Genomic DNA, 16,332 nt, shown 5'->3' with positions numbered 1-16,332 from the left:
CCGTCATACGAGGAAAAATTCGCCAAAGCCCATCTTCTTCAGTCCCCGACGGTAGGCAATTGAGCTCTTATCGGCGGGAATATGGGCTTCCAGCGTCAGATCCAGCGGCAGACTTTCCGGGCGCTGGGTTTCGACCATCAGGCGATCCTCTTCAAAAATGCGCAGATTGAAGGCATGCACATCCTCCACCGGAATATGCAGGTCAAAGTTACGCGCGATAGGGGCGAACATGCGGGTGACGCGCGATGACACCGGCGACGCGGCGTTCATGATGACCAGTCGCGATTCTCCCGGAAAATGAATCGTCAGGGTGGCGGTAAACGGCAGATGCATTTCAAAATGGCGCAGCCACTGGAACCCTTCCGGCGCCTGCACGGGTGAACTGGCGGGATAGTTGCTCACGGAGCTCCAGTAATCGGCAACAAAACCGAACGGCGTCTCCTGCGGTTGATAGGTGGGGACCCGCTGATTACTGGGATCGGCAAAGGTATCGGTGTGGATCCAGGCAAAGTGCGCCACGTCCAGAAATCCCTCTACCTGACGACCGGCAAAGCCGTTCACCTCAAACGCCGGGCAGTTGATCTGCTGAAATCCGTCGTCATCCCAGTGCGGCATGGTGGGCAGCGGCACAGGATTGTCCGGGTCAAACGCCAGGCAGGTCCAGATCAGGCCGAAGCGCTCCTCCACGGCGTAGTTAATCAGGTTCAGCTTCGCCGGAACGGGCTGGTCGGGGCTGGACGGAATACGGTTGCAGCGCCCGTCTTCTCCAAAGCGTAAGCCGTGGTAGGGGCAGATAATTCCGTGCTCGTCGTGAAAGCCGAGCGTCAGCGGCACGCCGCGGTGCGGGCAGACGTCACGGGCGACCACGACCTGGTCGTTAATCCGGTAAATCACCAGCTGTTCGTCCAGCAGGGTCGCCTTAACCGGCGCCGGGCCGACGTCGCAGGCGCGCGCGACCGGATGCCAGCACTTCGCGAGGCGCAGCCAGTCCTCTGGCTCAAACGTGCAGTGGGCGGGTGGAGTCGGTTCTCTTTTCATCGTTGTCCCTCTTGCGTTCAGCCTAACGGGCCGCCCTGAATGGTCTCGCACAGACCGTTGATGATGCGCTCACCGGTCTCCTCTTTGAGCTCCTGATACCAGGCCTGCGTCAACGCCATGTCTTTCCCGTGGGTGACGTCGCAGCGTTTACGCGCCTTCAGCACCAGGTCGCGCACCCGGTCGCAGCGCAGCGCTTCGTACTGGCGCAGCGCCAGCGTAATGCTGTGGTTTTCACGCAGGCAATCACCCAGCACCACGGCGTCTTCCATCGCCGCACAGCCGCCCTGGCCGATATCCGGCGTGGTGCTGTGCGCGGCATCGCCGAGCAGCGCGACGTTGCCGCGCACCAGGCTGTCGAACGGCTCAATGTCGTGGATTTCAATGCGGTTGGTCGTTTCAGGATCCAGCGCCGCGATAAGCTTCTGCACCGGCGGGGCCCAGCCGCGGAAGTAGCCCGTGAGGTCGGCGCGCAGGGTGGTGCGATCCTCCGCCAGGCCCGCGGGCAGCGGTACGTCAAAAAAGAAGTAGAAGCGTCCGCCGGAGACGGGCATCAGCGACACGCGTTTGCCTTCGCCAACGAAGGTGGTCCACTGGTGCGCCGGGGCGATCTCTTCGTCAATCTTCACCAGCCCGTTCCAGTTCACGTACCCGGCGTAGCGGCGCTCCGGGGTATACCCCAGCACGTACGGGCGCACGGCGGAGTGGCTGCCGTCGGCGGCAATCAGAAAATCGCCGGCTGCCGTGGTGCCGTCGGTGAAGGTCACGCTCACGCCCGCGTCGTCTTCGCTTACGCGTTCGACGCGCTTGCCGAACTGCACCCTGTCGGGCCCCCAGAAGTCCAGCATTTCGCGCTGGAGCTCAGCGCGCGAGACGGGGCAGGGGCGCCCGCCGGTACGCTCAACCAGCGGGGCAAGGCTGAAGCGGGTCAGGGTCTCGCCGCGCCGGTAATCCTTGTAGGCCATAAAACGCATCGGCCCGCCGTAGGTCTCGATGATGTCGCCCATGCCGAGGTGTTGCATGCATTTCACGCCGTTAGGCCAGATGGAGATGGCCGCCCCGACGGGCCTGATCTCTTTGACGGCTTCAAACACGGTACAGTCGATGCCCGCTTTCTTCAGCGCGACGGCGGCGCTCAGGCCGCCAATACCCGCACCAATGACGATTGCTCTCATGCTTCTCTCCTTTTGCAGGGTGTAAAGACATTCAGCAATTTGCGTACCAGGCTGCAGAGTGGCGAAAACGACGTTGTGGGGGCGACGTTTGCACTGCTAAGGTGCGCAAACGCGGTGAGCGTGCCTTTTTTTGAATCAAAAATTTCCAGTTGAGCTATACGGAATCGACTGTTTCACGCCCGCGCTCAGAGTGGCGTGGTTTGTGCAACAATCAGGAAGAAGACAATAAAGGAGACGCTATGATCGCACTGCACGACTTCAATCATCTTCCCCACGAAAAGGCGTTAGCGCTGATTCACCCCTGCGTGGCGCTCCCCGGCTGGGCCGATGCGCTGGTTCGCGGGCGACCCTACGCCAGCCGGGACGAATTGTTCAGTACGGCAAACGCGCTGACGCAAAACTGGGACGAAGCGGCGCTGGCGCAGGCCCTGAGCGCCCATCCGCGCATCGGAGAAAAGCCCGCAGGTTCACAGGCGGAGGCGGCGCTGTCGCGCCAGGAGCAGGGCGCGGTGAATGAAGCCGATGCTGCCCTTGCCCGGGCGCTGCGTGAGGGCAATGCCCGCTACGAGGCCCGCTTCGGACGCGTGTTTCTGATCCGCGCGAAGGGCCGCAGCGGCGAGGAGATTTTACAGGCGCTGCACGCGCGGCAGGAGAACAGCGACGCGCAGGAAATCCGTGCCGCGCTGGAACAGCTGCGGGAAATTACGCTGCTACGGCTGGAAGGAGTTATTAGCGAATGAGCACACTCAGCACCCATATTCTTGATATCTCGACGGGCAAACCCGCACAGGGCGTGACGGTTCATCTACAACAGGACGGGAACACGCTGGCCTCGGGCGTGACCAACGTCCAGGGACGCATCGCCGCGTTCGTTCCCTCTCTGCCCGCAGGCCGCTATCGGCTGGTGGCGGAGATCGGCGCGTGGTTTAGCGAAACCGGCCGCGACACGCTATACCCCTGCGCGCTAATTGATTTTGTGACGGGAGAAGCGGCAGACGAGCATTTCCATCTGCCGTTTGTGATTGCGCCCGGCGGATGGTCAACCTACCGGGGAAGTTGACCACACCCGCTCGCCGTTGACCCAGGTCTCGCTGATGTTGCGCTCGTCGCCGAGGGTCATCAGCACAAAAAGCTGCTCGTAGATATCCTGACAGCGGCGATTGCGCAGGCGCTGCAGCGGCGTCACGTCAGGGTCGATCACCACGAAATCCGCCTCTTTGCCGGGTGCGAAGTTGCCAATCTTATCGGCGAGCCTGAGGGCGTGCGCGCCGCCCAGCGTGGCGTGATAAAACGCCTCGCTGGCGCGCAGGCGGTAGCTCTGAAGCTGGCCGACCTTGTAGGCCTCCCCCAGGGTGCGCAGCATGCTGAAGGTGGTGCCCGCGCCGACGTCGGTGCCGATGCCCATCCGCACCTTGTGCTGCCAGCAGGCGGGCAGGCGAAACAGCCCGCTGCCGAGAAACAGGTTAGAGGTGGGGCAAAACGCCACCGCCGAACCGGTGTCATGCAGGCACTGCCATTCGCTGTAGTGAAGGTGAATCGCGTGGGCAAACACGCTGCGCTCGCCGGTCAGCCCGTAGTGATGATACACGTCCAGATAGCGCTCGTGCTCCGGCCAGAGGTCGCTCACCCAGGCCACTTCGTTGGGGTTTTCGCTAAGATGGGTCTGTATCCAGGTATCCGGGAACTCCTCTCTGAGCAGGCTGACCGCGGCGAGCAGCTCGGGGGATGAGGTCGGAGCAAAGCGCGGGGTAATGGCGTAGCCCAGCCGTCCCCGGTGGTGCCAGCGCTGGATCAGCGCCCGCGTCTGCCGGTAGCTCTGCTTCGCGTCTTCGCTCAGGTAGTCCGGGGTGTGTCTGTCCATCATCACCTTTCCGGCGATTAGGCGCATGTTGAGGCGCAGGGCTTCGGTAAACAGCGCCTCGACCGATTCCGGATGCAGCGTGCAAAACACCAGCGCGGTGGTGGTGCCGTTGCTTACCAGCTGGTGAATGAAAAATTCGGCGATCTCTTTCGCGTAGGCTTCATCGGCAAACTGGCTCTCCACCGGGAAGGTGTAGGTGGTCAGCCACTCCAGCAGCTGCTCGCCAAAGGCACCGATCATCTCCGTTTGCGGATAATGGACGTGGGTATCGACAAAACCGGGCAGCAGTAGCTTACCGCGCAGGTCGGTGTAGCCCTTGTGGGGGTCAAGATACTGCTCGCCCTCCTGCCACGGCATGTGCGCCAGAATTTTTCCGTTCTGTATAAACAGCACCCCGTCCTCAAGGTAGCGCGCGTGCCGGGCAATCGCGTCTGCGCTATCGCAGACCTGGGCAATATCAAAAAATGCGCCGCGGATCGCTGTCTGGTAATCCATCATGGTTCCTGCCTTATTGTGTACATAACGGGGTGATAAGGCGCAGCAAGAACGGTGCCAGAATGAACGGGCCGCAGCTAAGCTGCGGCCGGAAGGAGGGGGTTACTCTTTTTGCGTTGCCACGCGTGAGCCGAACGACGTCGCGCCCGCCGTCTCGCGATCTTCCCGCGCCAGCCAGCGGTAGGTCACGCCGCCGAGGAAGACGCCGATAAACCAGCTGAAGTTCGCCACCTCATGCAGGGCCGGAATAAAGCTGATCACCAGGCCCACGGCAACGGACGGGATCAGCGCGCCAATGGCTTTCGGGTTGAAACCGTTGCGGTACCAGTATTTGCCCTTCGGCGTGTCGTCGAACAGATCGTCAACCGACACCTTGCCGCGCTTAATCAGGTAGAAGTCGGCAATCAGAATGCCGAACAGCGGGCCGATAAACGCCCCGAGCACGTCCAGGGTGTAGTGGATAAGCTCCGGCGAGTTGAACAGGTTCCACGGGGTAAGCAGGATCGAGCCGACGGCGGCAATCATGCCCCCGGTGCGGAAGCTGATTTTCTGCGGCGAGCAGTTAGAGAAATCAAACGCCGGGGAGACGAAGTTCGCGACGATGTTGATCCCGATGGTGGCGGTGATCATCGTCAGCAGGCCAATCGCCACGGCCAGATCGTTGCCCACGCGGCTGACGGTTTCGATCGGGTCGGTGATCATGCGGCCAAACAGCGACTGGGTGCCGGAGACAATCACCACGGTGACGATGGAGAACAGCAGGAAGTTAAACGGTAGCCCCCAGCGGTTGCCGCGGCGGATCTCGCCCATGCTTTTGCCGTAGCGGGAGAAGTCGCCAAAGTTGAGCAGCGGGCCGGAGAAGTAAGACACCACCAGCGCGGTCGCGGTGATCATCTGCCAGGTCTGCTCCCCCGCGCTCAGAGATTTGCTGGCGAGAGTGAAGGAAATGCCGTCAAAACCGGTCTTGTATACAATCCAGCCTGCGAGGGCCAGCATCACCACGTAGACCGCCGGACCGGCGATATCAATAAAGCGCTTGATGGCGCTCATGCCGTGCCAGAAGACCATCGCCTGCAGCACCCACATGATGGCAAAGCAGATCCAGCCGAGATGCGACAGGCCCAGGAATGCGCCGGTAGTGAGCGAAGAGAGCGACGGCCAGAACTTGAGCGCCACCAGCATCAGGGCGTTGGCGGCCAGGTAGGTCTGAATGCCGTACCACGCGAAGGCGATCAGCCCGCGGATCACCGCCGGAATATTGGCCCCGAACACGCCAAACGCCTGACGGCTGATTACCGCGTAGGGCACGCCCGCCATCTGGCTCGGTTTGGCTACCAGGTTGGCGCACAGCTGCACGATGCAAATCCCCACCAGCAGGCACAGCAGCACCTGCCAGCTTGCCAGCCCGAGCGTAAAGAAGCTCGCGGCGACAACATAACCCCCCATGCTGTGAACGTCCGACATCCAGAACGAAAAGATGTTGTACCAGCTCCAGTTCTGGTCACGCGTCGGTGCCAGATCCTCATTGCAAAGACGTGGGCTGTAAACCGCACCGGAATCAGCGGCCGTACCCTGCTGCGCGTTTTGACTGTTTGGCATGAAACCTGCTCCTGTGAATGAAAACCCGTTAAGCGGGAGTGCAGACGGTGTTGCAGGATCCAGGCCAAAATAATAAATCTTGTATGCAATATTTTATTTTTATGTATACGATTCGATAACGAAGAGTAAAAGACGGAGTGGTGAATGAACAACATAAACGCCCTGCAGACCGCGCCAGACCTGCATGACAAAGACGAATCGATCTTTCAGGCGCTGATGACCGCGATTGTCGAACATCAGCTGCTGCCGGGGAGCAAACTGCCGGAGGAGGCGCTGGCCGAGGTCTTTGGCGTAAGCCGCACGGGCATCCGCAAGGTGCTTCAACGACTCGCGGCTGTGCAAATGGTCACCTTAACGCCCAAGCGTGGTGCACACGTTGCCAGCCCGACGGTGGAAGAGGCGCAGCATATCTTCCGCACCCGCGCGCTGCTGGAGGTCGCCAACCTGCCGGACGTGCTGGCCCGCTGCCAGCCGCCGCACCTTGCCGCGCTGGAGGCCATTATTCGTCAGGAGCAGCAGGCGCACGAGGCGTACGACGGCCCGGCGGCAATCCGCCACTCCGCCAATTTCCACATTCAGCTGCAGGCCATCTCCGGCAACCAGGTGCTGACGGAGATGGTGACCGGCCTGAGCCAGCGCTCCTCGCTGGTGATTGCCACCTGGGGCGCGCCGTGGCGTCAGGGGTGCCGCTGCAACGATCACGAACAGCTTGTGGATCTGCTGCGCCAGAAGGCGCTCCAGCCGCTAAGCGATGCTTTGATGCACCATTTTGAACATATCGTCGCCAGCCTCTGCTTCGAGCGGGCGGGCGAGTGCCTGCCTGATTTTGCCCGGCTGTTTGCCGGCCACAAGGAGTCGTAATGTCCTCTGTCTGTATACAAGTGATCAATCCCAACACCAGCCTCGCGATGACGGAAACCATCGGCGCGGCGGCCCGCGCGGTGGCGGCGCCGGGAACGGAGATCCTCGCGGTCTGCCCCAGCGCGGGCGTGCCGTCTATAGAAGGCCACTTTGATGAGGCCATCGCCGCCGTGGGGGTTCTCGAACAGGTTAAGCTCGGCAGAGAGCAGGGCGTCGATGGTCACGTCATCGCCTGCTTTGGCGATCCGGGCCTGCTGGCGGCGCGCGAGCTGGCGCAGGGGCCGGTGGTCGGTATCGCCGAAGCCGCCATGCATATGGCGACGCTGGTGGCGACGCGCTTTTCGGTGGTCACCACGCTGCCGCGCACGCTGATTATTGCCCGCCATCTGCTGCACCAGTATGGCTTTCAGGACAGGTGCGCGGCGCTGCACGCTATCGATCTCCCGGTGCTGGCGCTGGAAGACGGCAGCGGTGTGGCGCAGGAGAAGGTGCGCGCGCGCTGTATACAGGCGCTGAAAGAGGACGGCTGCGGCGCCATCGTGCTGGGCTGCGGCGGCATGGCGACGCTGGCGCAGGAGCTGACGCGCGAGCTGCGCGTGCCGGTCATCGACGGCGTCAGCGCGGCGGTGAAGATGGTGGAATCGCTGGTGGTGCTGGGGCTGTCGACCAGCAAGCACGGGGATCTGGCGTTCCCCGAGAAAAAAGCGTTAAGCGGACATTTTCAGGCACTGAATCCATTTTAATTTTTGGGGGTGGCAATGGGGCTTTTTGAACAGGATTACCCGCGGGATCTGCGCGGCTACGCGGGCAACCCGCCGCACGCGCGGTGGCCGAATCAGGCGCGTATCGCCGTGCAGTTTGTGCTCAATTATGAGGAAGGGGCGGAAAACCACGTTCTGCACGGCGATGCCGGATCCGAGCAGTTCCTGTCGGACATTATCGGCGCGGCCAGCTACCCGGATAAACACATGTCGATGGACTCCCTCTACGAATACGGCAGCCGCGCCGGGTTCTGGCGGATCCACAGTGAATTTCAAAAGCGCGGCCTGCCGCTGACGGTCTTTGGCGTAGCGATGGCGCTGGCGCGTCATCCTGAGATCGTCGAGGCAATCAAGGCGGCGGACTACGACGTGGTCAGCCACGGCTGGCGCTGGATCCACTATCAGAGCATGGATATCAGCCAGGAGCGCGAACACCTGCACAAGGCGGTGCACGTGTTGACCGACCTGTTCGGCAAGCCGCCGACGGGCTGGTACACCGGGCGCGACAGCCCCAACACCCGCCAGCTGGTGGTGGAGCACGGCGGCTTCGACTATGACAGCGACTACTACGGCGACGATCTGCCCTTCTGGACGGAAGTGGCCTGCAGCGACGGTACCCGTAAACCGCACCTGATCGTGCCGTATACGCTGGATGCGAACGACATGCGCTTCGCCACCGCGCAGGGGTTTAACACTGCCGAGCAGTTTTATACGTATCTGAAGGACAGTTTTGACGTGCTGTACGAAGAGGGGGAACGCGCGCCGAAGATGATGTCCATCGGCATGCACTGTCGCCTGCTGGGGCGGCCGGGGCGTTTTCGCGCGCTGCAGCGGTTCCTGGATTACGTGCAGCAGCACGAGCGGGTGTGGGTCTGTACCCGCCAGCAGATTGCCGACCACTGGCGGGATGTGCATCCGTTTAAGAAGTAAGTGTGCCGTGTTTAGCCGGGTGGCGGCTGCGCCTTACCCGGCCTACGGCTACGACATCAAACTCACCTGTGCCGCCACGATCCGCCATCCGTAGGCAAACCGCACCCACGTCTGCTGCTGGCGGCCAATGCGTTCCGTGCCCTCGCGGGTAAACTCGGTGCTGCACACGGCATAATCCTCCCCGAAGGTGGTAATCACTGTGTGGCGCAGCGTCCGCTGCAGCCCGGCGGACGGGCGCGCCGCCCGAAAGGCGCGGATTTCATCAATCCCGTACAGGTTTTCACCCGCCCCCAGACGCACCGTGTTTTTGTCGTGCCAGAACAGCTCGTCCAGCACCGCAACGTTGTTGCTCACCAGCGCGTCTTCATAGCGATAAAACGCGGCGGTCACCTCGGCAACTACCCACGGAAGGTTAATGTCATCGTGATTCATCATGCGGCCACCTCCGCCGGGCGGGCATCGGCGATGCCGCTCCCTTCAAGCACGCGCGCGACGCGCAGGCAGGCCTGCTCGTTAAACGGCGCGGCAATCAGCTGCAGGCCAATCGGCGCACCCTGCGCGGTGCGCAGCGGAACGGTGGTCACGGGCAGGCCCAGAAATGAAATCGGCTGGGTCAGCATCCCCATGCTGGCGCGGATGGGGAGCGGCTGACCGTTAATCTCCATGGTCTGCTCACCCGCGAGCGTGGCGCTGCGCGGCGTTGCCGGCGCGATCAGCACGTCGGCCTGCGCGAACAGGGTTTTAAACGCCTGCCGGGCGTGCGCGCGAAACCGCTGGGCCTGAATGTACCAGGCGGAGGGGATCATTGCGCCTGCCAGCAGGCGTTCCCGGGAGTGCGGCTCAAAACGCTCGGGCTCGCGGCGAAGCGCCGGCAGGTACTGGTTTCCCCCTTCGGAGGCGCTGATGATAAACGCCGCGGAGCGCGCCAGTTCTGCGTCCGGGAACTGCAGCTCATCCTGCACGTCGAGCGCCTTCGCCGCCCGCGCCACGGCGTCTCTGGCATCCGCGTCGCACCAGGTGGTGAAGTAGCCGCCGAGCACCGCGCAGCGCAGGCCGTCAAGGCCGCGATCGAGCAGGGGGCGCGTCTGCTCGCGCGAGCTCTCTGCCTGAAAAGCGTCGCTGCTGTCCCGGCCCTGCAGCGCGTCGTAGACGGACGCCAGATCGCACACGCGGCGGGCAAAGGGGCCGATATGATCCAGGCTCGCGACAAACGGATGGCTGCCGGATCGCGACAGGCGGCCAAAGGTGGGCTTCAGGCCATAGATGCCGCACAGGGAGGCCGGAACGCGAATCGAGCCGTTGGTGTCGGTGCCGAGCGAAAAGTGCACCAGCCCGGCGGCCACGGCGGCGGCCGAGCCGCCGGACGACCCGCCCGCAATGCGCGCCAGATCGTGCGGGTTACGCGTCGTGCCGTAGTGGCTGTTTTCGGTCGTGAAGCCGTAGGCGTAGGCGTCCATATTCACCATCCCGGTCAGCAGCCCGCCCGCGCTGCGCAGCTGGCGCACCGCGAAGCTGTCAGCGGCCGCGGCGGGGCGCTGGCTGAACAGCTCTGCCCCGGCAAGGGTGGTGTGGCCGGCAACGTCGAACAGGTTTTTTACCGCGTAGGGCACGCCCGCCAGCGGGGGCAGGGGGCGCTTTTCGCGGCGCAGGGTGTCGATGCTCTCGGCCTCGGCGAGCATGCGCGCTTCCGTCACGGCGGTCCAGGCGCCGATCTGCGGGTTAACGCGCGCAATCGCCTCCAGCGTCTGGCGGGCAATCTCGCGAGCGCTCAGCTCGCCCGCGCCCAGCGCATGCTGGATCGCGCTGATACTCATCTCGTGTAGCCTCATGCTTTGTACACTCCTGCGATCTCCAGACGGTCGTCGAGCGGCAGCGCCATCAGCGGGGCGGCCATGTTTGCTATGCGGCTGAACTGCACCTGCAGCTCGGCGCGGCGGGCATCGTCCAGCGTTACGCCGAGCACGGACTCCATTTGCGCCAGATACGCCTGCCAGTCGGGTTGTTGTGTCGTCATAGTTTTCTCCTCAGAATCCGGCGGCCGCGCCGTTGCTGCGCGGGTCAAATGCCCCTTCGAACAGCCCGTTGGGGTGGCGGACAATCGCGCCCGCGTGGCCCATCGCTTCGCTGAAGTCAGGGAACATTTCCACCTCGTGCCCGAGTGCCTGAAGCCGTGAGACCGTCTCAGCGGTAAAGCGTCCTTCCAGCTTTAACGTGTCCGAGGTTTGTCCCCAGGTGCGCCCCAGCAGCCAGCGCGGGCGGGAAATGCTCTCCTGTAAAGGCACGCCCTGAATCGCGTAGCGGGTAAAAAGCGCGGCCTGGGTTTGCGGCTGTCCGTCACCGCCCATCGATCCGTAGACCATCACGCGCCCGTCCTTAAGACGCGCCGCCGCCGGGTTCAGGGTATGGAAGGGCTGCTTGCCCGGCGCGAGGGCCAGAAGATGATTGGGATCGAGGCTGAACGATGCGCCCCGGTTCTGCCAGACGATGCCGGTGTCGGGCAGCACAACGCCGCTGCCGAACTCGTGATAGATACTCTGGATAAACGACACGGCAAGCCCGCTGTTATCCATCACTCCCATCCACACCGTATCACCGGGGCCTTTTCCGATGCCCCACGGCGCGGCGCGGCCGTCGTCAACCCTGTCGGCAAGCGCCTGCAGGGCGGCGGGATCCAGCAGACCCTGAATATCGGTTTTCAGCTCGCGCGGGTCGGTAATGTGGGCATCGCGCAGGCCAAAGGCCAGCTTGGTGGCTTCAACGATGCGGTGAACGGTGTCGGCGTCGTCGGCCTCGGCCATGTTCAGGCGGTCGGTGATGCCGAGTATCGCCAGCGAGACCAGCCCCTGCGTCGGCGGGGTGTGGTTAAAGATCACCCCCTGCTGATGCTGCAGCCTCAGCGGCGCGGTGCGCCGGGCAGCGTGCGCGTTAAGATCGGCCAGCGTCACGGGCAGGCCCAGCGTCTCCATGCCGTGCGCCAGCACGTCCGCCAGCGGGCCGCGGTAAAAGCTGTCCAGACCGTCTTCCACCAGGCGCGTCAACGTCGTGGCCATGGCGGGCTGGTAAAAGCGGCTCCCGACCTGCGGCGGCTTACCGTCCACCAGCCAGGTTTCCGCAAAGCCTGGCACGTCCTTCAGCTCGTCGAATTTGCTGGCCGTGGCATGGGCCTGAGAGGCCGTAACCGGCGTGCCGTTTTGCGCATAGTCAATGGCGTCGGCCAGCAGGCGGGCCAGCGGCAGCGCCTTGCCGGTCAACTCGCGCGAGACCTTCAGCGCCTCGTCCCAGCCGCTCACCGTGCCGGCGACGGTCAGCGCCGCGCGGGGGCCGCGATGGGGGATATGCGCCAGACCGTCGTAGGCGTCGAGCGTCGCGCGCGATCCCGCCGCGCCGCTGGCATCAATGGCGACAGGTTCGCCTTCCGGCGGCACGATAAGCCAGAAGCCATCGCCGCCCAGCCCGTTCATGTGCGGATAAACCACGGCAACGGTGGCCGCCGCGGCGACCATCGCCTCTATCGCGCTGCCGCCTTCGCGCAGTACCGCCAGGGCGCTCTGGCTGGCAAGATGGTGGGGCGCAACGGCCATGCCGTGCGTGGAGACATTACTTTGCATAGAGAGTCCTCGTAACCCTGAAAGTCACAAGGCGCTGCAAAAGCTGTTCCAGTTCTGAAAGAAAAGTTTCAGTAAACTGGCACGTATAATGAATACGCATAATAAAAGGTACAATGTGATGAAACAAAAGTTACAGAGGCGCTATGGAACAACTGGATGAACGTCTGAAAGCACAGTACCCGTCGCTGTCGCCGCAGGAGCAGCGGGTGGCGGACTTTATTTTCGATCATTTTGACGATCTCATTAGCTACAACAGCGCCGAGCTGGCGCAGCTGAGCGGGGTGTCGAAAGCCACGGTTAGCCGTCTTTTTAAGCGTCTGGGCTATGAGAAATATAAGGACATGCGCGACGAGCTGCGCACCCTGCGCCAGAGCGGGATGCCGCTCACCGATAACCGCGACGCGGTGCAGGGCAATACGCTGCTGGCGCGCCACTATAAGCAGGAGATGGCGAACCTGACCCAGTGGGTCAACGCCCTCGACGCGCAGCAGTTTGCCGACGCGATGGCCTGCATGGTGAAGGCGCGGCGCATCGTCATTATCGGCATGCGTAACGCCTATCCGGCGGCGCTGCACCTGCGCCAGCAGCTGCTGCAGGCGCGCGGTCAGGTGCTGGTCCTGCCGCAGCCGGGGCAGAGCCTGGGCGAAGAGCTGGTGGATTTAACGCCGGACGATCTGGTGGTCATGATGGCCTTTCGCCGCCGCCCGCGCATCATCCGCCCGCTGATGCAGCAGCTTCAGAGTCGCGGTATTCCAGTGCTGCTGATGTGCGAGCCGCAGGCGCACAGCCTGTTCCCGCTGGCGAGCTGGCAGCTCTGCGCCCCGCTGGACAGCGTCTCCGCGTATGACAGCTACTCCTCGGTCAACAGCCTGATTAACCTGCTGGCAAACGCCTTCCTGCATGAAATTCTCGATAAAGGCCGTCCGCGCATTCACGAGATTGCCTCCCTTTACCAGCAGCTGGACGAACTCGAACAGCGATAATGGGGCATCAGGCTGGTGCTTTGCATTAAAATGGTGCATCTGACGGGTCGGGAAAATAGACGTTTTTTCGACCCGTCCGCGTTTTATCAGGCTTCACAAGAATATTTCCCACTTCGCCCTATCTGGCACATTAGTTGCAAAATCACATTCAAAGAATCTTTTGTTTCATGTTAACGTTACGGGGAAGCACCATGAAAAAATTGTTGATTGCACTGGCCGGGGCCGCATGCCTCTTCACACAGCTGCCGGCAAAGGCTGACCAGCTTCAGGATATCGAGAAGCGCGGTACCATTCGCATTGCCGTTCCGCAGGACTTCCCGCCGTTTGGCTCGGTGGGGACCGACCTGCAGCCGCAGGGCTATGACATCGACATGGCGCGCTATCTGGCCAAACAGATGAAGCTCAAGCTGCAGCTGGTGCCGGTGACCAGCGCCAACCGCGTGCCGTACCTGCAAACCGATAAGGTGGATCTGGTCATTTCCAGCCTCGGTAAAAACCCGGAGCGCGAGAAGGTGATCGACTTCAGCCGCGCCTACGCGCCGTTCTTCCTCGGCGTGTTTGGGCCGAAAGGGGCCGAGCTGAAAGACGCCGCCGCGCTGAGCGGAAAAACCATCGGCGTGACGCGCGGGGCGGTGGAGGATATGGTGCTGACCGGCCTGGCGCCGAAAGACGCGGACGTGAAGCGCTACGAAGATAACAACACCACGCTCTCCGCCTACCTCTCCGGACAGGTGCAGTACGTGGCAACCGGTAACCTAGTGGTGGCGGCTATTTCGCGCCAGAACGCGGATAAAGCCCCGGTGCCGAGCTTTATGCTGAAAGATTCGCCGTGCTTTATTGGCCTGAAGAAAAACGAACCGGCCCTGAAGGCAAAAGTGGATGCGCTGATTGAGCAGGGCATCAAGGACGGCACGCTGAACGGCCTGTCCGAGCAATGGCTGAAGGCCCCGCTGCCGGCAAACCTTGGCGCCTGAGCCGATGACGGAGCAACTTGATTTCTCCGCGCTCTGGCCGCACTGGCCGGAGCTGCTGGCGGGGCTGTGGGTCACCGTTCAGCTGACGGTGATGGCGACCGTCGGCGGGCTGGCGATAGGGATTTTCGGGGCGGCGATCCGCAGCGGACGCACCACCTGGTTCAGCCGGATCTGGGGCGCGTACGTGGAAATCATCCGCAACACGCCGTTTGTCGTGCAGCTGTTTTTCATCGTCTTCGGCCTGCCGAATCTCGGGCTTAAGATGACGGCGGGGGAAGCGGCGCTGCTGGCAATGATTGTGAACCTCGGGGCGTACAGCACCGAGATTATCCGCGCGGGCATTCAGGTCACGCCGAAAGGGCAGTGGGAAGCCGGACGTGTGCTGGGGCTGACCCGGCTGCAGACCTTTATCCGCGTGGTGCTGCCGCCCGCGCTGCAGCGCATTTACCCGGCGCTGGTGAGCCAGTGCATCATCGTGATGCTCGGCTCGTCGGTGGTGTCGCAGGTCTCGTATGAAGAGCTGACCTTCGCCGCCAACCTGATCCAGTCCAGAACGTTTCTGAGCTTTGAGGTTTATCTGGTGACAACCGGGATTTACTTAGCGCTGTCGATTACCCTGCGCCAGCTGATGATGGCGGCGGGACGCAAATGGCTGGGGGTGCAGGCATGATGACCACCTTTACCGACTGGGACATTATTCGCAACCTGCTGCTGGCCGGACGCTGGACGGTGCTGCTGTCGCTGGTGGCGTTTGTCGGCGGGGCGGCGGTGACGCTGCCGATCCTGCTGCTGCGCCTGACGGGCGGGCGCACGGTCAGGCGCATCATCCGCGGCTATATTGAGCTGTTTCAGGGCACGCCGCTGCTGATGCAGCTGTTCCTGGCCTTCTTCGGCGTGGCGCTGTTCGGCATCGACGTCTCGCCGTGGACCGCCGCCTCGCTGGCGCTCACCTTCTACACCAGCGCGTTTCTGCTCGACATCTGGTTTGGCAGTATTCGCGCCTTGCCAAAAGGGCAGTGGGAAGCGTCGCGCTGTCTGGGGCTGACCTTCGGCCAGACCCTGTTTCGCGTGGTCGCCCCGCAGGCGCTGCGCATCGGCATCGCCCCGACGGTCGGCTTTGCCGTGCAGGTGATTAAAGGCACCGCGCTGGCGTCGATTATCGGTTTTATCGAGCTGACCAAGGCCGGGACCATGCTGACCAACGTGACGTATCAGCCGTTTAAGGTTTTTGCGCTGGTGGCGCTCGGCTACTTTATTCTGTGTTATCCGCTGTCGCGCTACAGCCGCTATCTGGAGACGAAATTCAATGCCTCTCATCACCATTAATCAGGTGCAGAAGTACTACGGCGATAACCACGTGCTCAAGGGCGTCGATCTGGATATCGACATGGGCCAGGTGATCTCCATTATCGGGCGCAGCGGATCGGGCAAAAGCACGCTGCTGCGCTGCATCAACGGCCTGGAAGGCTATCAGGACGGCAGCATCAAGCTGGGCGGCATGACCATTACCGACCGGGATTCTCAGGCGCGCGAAATCAGCCGCTCGGTCGGGATGGTGTTCCAGAGCTTCAACCTGTTCCCGCACATGACGGCGCTGGAAAACGTGATGCTCGCCCCGCGTCGGGTGCTGAAGAAAAGCGCCGCCGAATGCCGCGAGCTGGCGCAGCAGATGCTGGAGAAAGTGGGCTTAGGCGATCGTCTGGATTACTACCCGTCGAGCCTCTCCGGCGGCCAGCAGCAGCGCGTGGCGATTGCCCGCGCGCTGGCGATGTCGCCGAAAGTTTTACTCTGCGACGAGATCACCTCCGCGCTCGACCCGGAGCTGGTGGGCGAAGTGCTCAAGGTGCTGGAGCAGCTGGCGGCCGAGGGGATGACGCTGATACTGGTTACCCATGAAATGAATTTTGCCCGCGAAGTGGGCGACCGCGTGGTGTTTATGCACCAGGGGAAAGTCTGGGAGCAGGGCGACAGCAAAACGCTGTTCGCCAACCCGCAGACCACGGAACTGAAGCAGTTCATCTCCTCCGTGCGCGGCCTCAACTGATAAGGA

17 protein-coding genes and 1 pseudogene are annotated in these 16,332 nt (G+C 62.6%); 10 read left to right on the top strand and 8 right to left on the bottom strand.

What is annotated here, in order from left to right; all coding sequences use genetic code 11:
* Window positions 1-3: 3 nt before the first annotated feature.
* Window positions 4-1,038, bottom strand: coding sequence for a molybdenum cofactor-independent xanthine hydroxylase subunit HpxD (hpxD, locus tag QMN93_RS21395; RefSeq protein ID WP_182383285.1), 1,035 nt, complete (start codon window positions 1,036-1,038; stop codon window positions 4-6).
* Window positions 1,039-1,055: 17 nt separating this feature from the next.
* A complete protein-coding gene (gene hpxO, locus QMN93_RS21390; RefSeq protein WP_182383286.1) occupies window positions 1,056-2,210 on the bottom strand; it encodes an FAD-dependent urate hydroxylase HpxO in 1,155 nt (384 codons plus the stop codon).
* Window positions 2,211-2,449: 239 nt separating this feature from the next.
* On the opposite strand from hpxO, the gene uraD reads away from it, so the two are divergent.
* Both uraD and uraH read left to right on the top strand, forming a co-directional pair.
* Complete coding sequence (gene uraD / locus QMN93_RS21385; RefSeq protein WP_193139002.1) at window positions 2,450-2,950, top strand: 2-oxo-4-hydroxy-4-carboxy-5-ureidoimidazoline decarboxylase; 501 nt, start codon at window positions 2,450-2,452, stop codon at window positions 2,948-2,950.
* The gene (gene uraH, locus QMN93_RS21380; RefSeq protein ID WP_182383288.1) at window positions 2,947-3,270 is read left to right on the top strand and encodes a hydroxyisourate hydrolase; all 324 of its coding nucleotides are present in this window, start codon (window positions 2,947-2,949) and stop codon (window positions 3,268-3,270) included. The genes uraD and uraH overlap by 4 nt, the downstream gene beginning before the upstream one ends.
* Here uraH and guaD read toward each other — a convergent pair.
* Together guaD and QMN93_RS21370 are read right to left on the bottom strand one after the other, a co-directional pair.
* Window positions 3,250-4,569 (bottom strand): guanine deaminase, encoded by a 1,320-nt coding sequence (gene guaD / locus QMN93_RS21375; protein WP_182383289.1) that lies wholly within the window; start codon window positions 4,567-4,569, stop codon window positions 3,250-3,252. The genes uraH and guaD overlap by 21 nt on opposite strands.
* Window positions 4,570-4,668: 99 nt before the next feature.
* Complete coding sequence (locus QMN93_RS21370) at window positions 4,669-6,165, bottom strand: NCS1 family nucleobase:cation symporter-1 (protein WP_023335187.1); 1,497 nt, start codon at window positions 6,163-6,165, stop codon at window positions 4,669-4,671.
* Window positions 6,166-6,309: 144 nt separating this feature from the next.
* Here QMN93_RS21370 and QMN93_RS21365 point away from each other — a divergent pair, with 144 nt between their 5' ends.
* The 3 genes and pseudogenes from QMN93_RS21365 to puuE all read left to right on the top strand — a co-directional run bounded on the left by QMN93_RS21365 (window position 6,310) and on the right by puuE (window position 8,717).
* The gene (locus tag QMN93_RS21365; RefSeq protein WP_010429412.1) at window positions 6,310-7,026 is read left to right on the top strand and encodes a GntR family transcriptional regulator; all 717 of its coding nucleotides are present in this window, start codon (window positions 6,310-6,312) and stop codon (window positions 7,024-7,026) included.
* Window positions 7,026-7,900 (top strand): annotated as a pseudogene (gene hpxA, locus QMN93_RS21360) (allantoin racemase). Before QMN93_RS21365 ends, hpxA begins: the two are co-directional and overlap by 1 nt.
* Entirely contained in the window at window positions 7,818-8,717 is a 900-nt protein-coding gene (gene puuE / locus QMN93_RS21355; RefSeq protein WP_226852776.1) for an allantoinase PuuE, read from the top strand. Before hpxA ends, puuE begins: the two are co-directional and overlap by 83 nt.
* 48 nt (window positions 8,718-8,765) lie before the next feature.
* On the opposite strand, the gene hpxZ is transcribed toward puuE, so the two are convergent.
* From hpxZ to hpxW, 4 genes are read right to left on the bottom strand one after another with little or no spacing between them, the layout of a single operon-like run.
* Window positions 8,766-9,152: an oxalurate catabolism protein HpxZ gene (gene hpxZ, locus QMN93_RS21350; RefSeq protein WP_042718752.1), complete on the bottom strand. Its 387-nt coding sequence runs from the start codon at window positions 9,150-9,152 to the stop codon at window positions 8,766-8,768.
* Complete coding sequence (locus QMN93_RS21345; protein ID WP_087822304.1) at window positions 9,149-10,546, bottom strand: AtzE family amidohydrolase; 1,398 nt, start codon at window positions 10,544-10,546, stop codon at window positions 9,149-9,151. Before QMN93_RS21345 ends, hpxZ begins: the two co-directional genes overlap by 4 nt.
* Window positions 10,543-10,731, bottom strand: coding sequence for an oxalurate catabolism protein HpxX (gene hpxX, locus QMN93_RS21340; RefSeq protein ID WP_033145148.1), 189 nt, complete (start codon window positions 10,729-10,731; stop codon window positions 10,543-10,545). Before hpxX ends, QMN93_RS21345 begins: the two co-directional genes overlap by 4 nt.
* Before the next feature lie 10 nt (window positions 10,732-10,741).
* Entirely contained in the window at window positions 10,742-12,325 is a 1,584-nt protein-coding gene (gene hpxW, locus QMN93_RS21335) for an oxamate amidohydrolase (RefSeq protein ID WP_193139004.1), read from the bottom strand.
* A gap of 143 nt (window positions 12,326-12,468) precedes the next feature.
* Between hpxW and hpxU the strand changes: the two genes are divergently transcribed.
* The 5 genes from hpxU (at window position 12,469) to QMN93_RS21310 (ending at window position 16,326) form a co-directional block, all read left to right on the top strand.
* Window positions 12,469-13,308 carry a MurR/RpiR family transcriptional regulator HpxU gene (gene hpxU, locus QMN93_RS21330; RefSeq protein ID WP_193139006.1) on the top strand — a complete coding sequence of 280 codons (840 nt, stop codon included), beginning with the start codon at window positions 12,469-12,471 and terminating at the stop codon, window positions 13,306-13,308.
* Between the two features lie 191 nt (window positions 13,309-13,499).
* Entirely contained in the window at window positions 13,500-14,282 is a 783-nt protein-coding gene (locus QMN93_RS21325; RefSeq protein WP_023311064.1) for a transporter substrate-binding domain-containing protein, read from the top strand.
* Between the two features lie 4 nt (window positions 14,283-14,286).
* The gene (locus tag QMN93_RS21320; RefSeq protein ID WP_193139008.1) at window positions 14,287-14,952 is read left to right on the top strand and encodes an amino acid ABC transporter permease; all 666 of its coding nucleotides are present in this window, start codon (window positions 14,287-14,289) and stop codon (window positions 14,950-14,952) included.
* The gene (locus tag QMN93_RS21315) at window positions 14,952-15,608 is read left to right on the top strand and encodes an amino acid ABC transporter permease (RefSeq protein WP_193139966.1); all 657 of its coding nucleotides are present in this window, start codon (window positions 14,952-14,954) and stop codon (window positions 15,606-15,608) included. The genes QMN93_RS21320 and QMN93_RS21315 overlap by 1 nt, the downstream gene beginning before the upstream one ends.
* Entirely contained in the window at window positions 15,589-16,326 is a 738-nt protein-coding gene (locus QMN93_RS21310) for an amino acid ABC transporter ATP-binding protein (RefSeq protein ID WP_032638731.1), read from the top strand. Before QMN93_RS21315 ends, QMN93_RS21310 begins: the two co-directional genes overlap by 20 nt.
* The last annotated feature ends 6 nt before the right edge of the window (window positions 16,327-16,332 follow it).

This window comes from Enterobacter sp. R-1.6.2 (assembly GCF_035064085.1).
GTDB classification, from domain to species: domain Bacteria; phylum Pseudomonadota; class Gammaproteobacteria; order Enterobacterales; family Enterobacteriaceae; genus Enterobacter; species Enterobacter asburiae_B.
The sequence above is the reverse complement of the archived record's forward strand: the minus strand, read 5'-3'. Positions and strand labels throughout refer to the sequence as shown.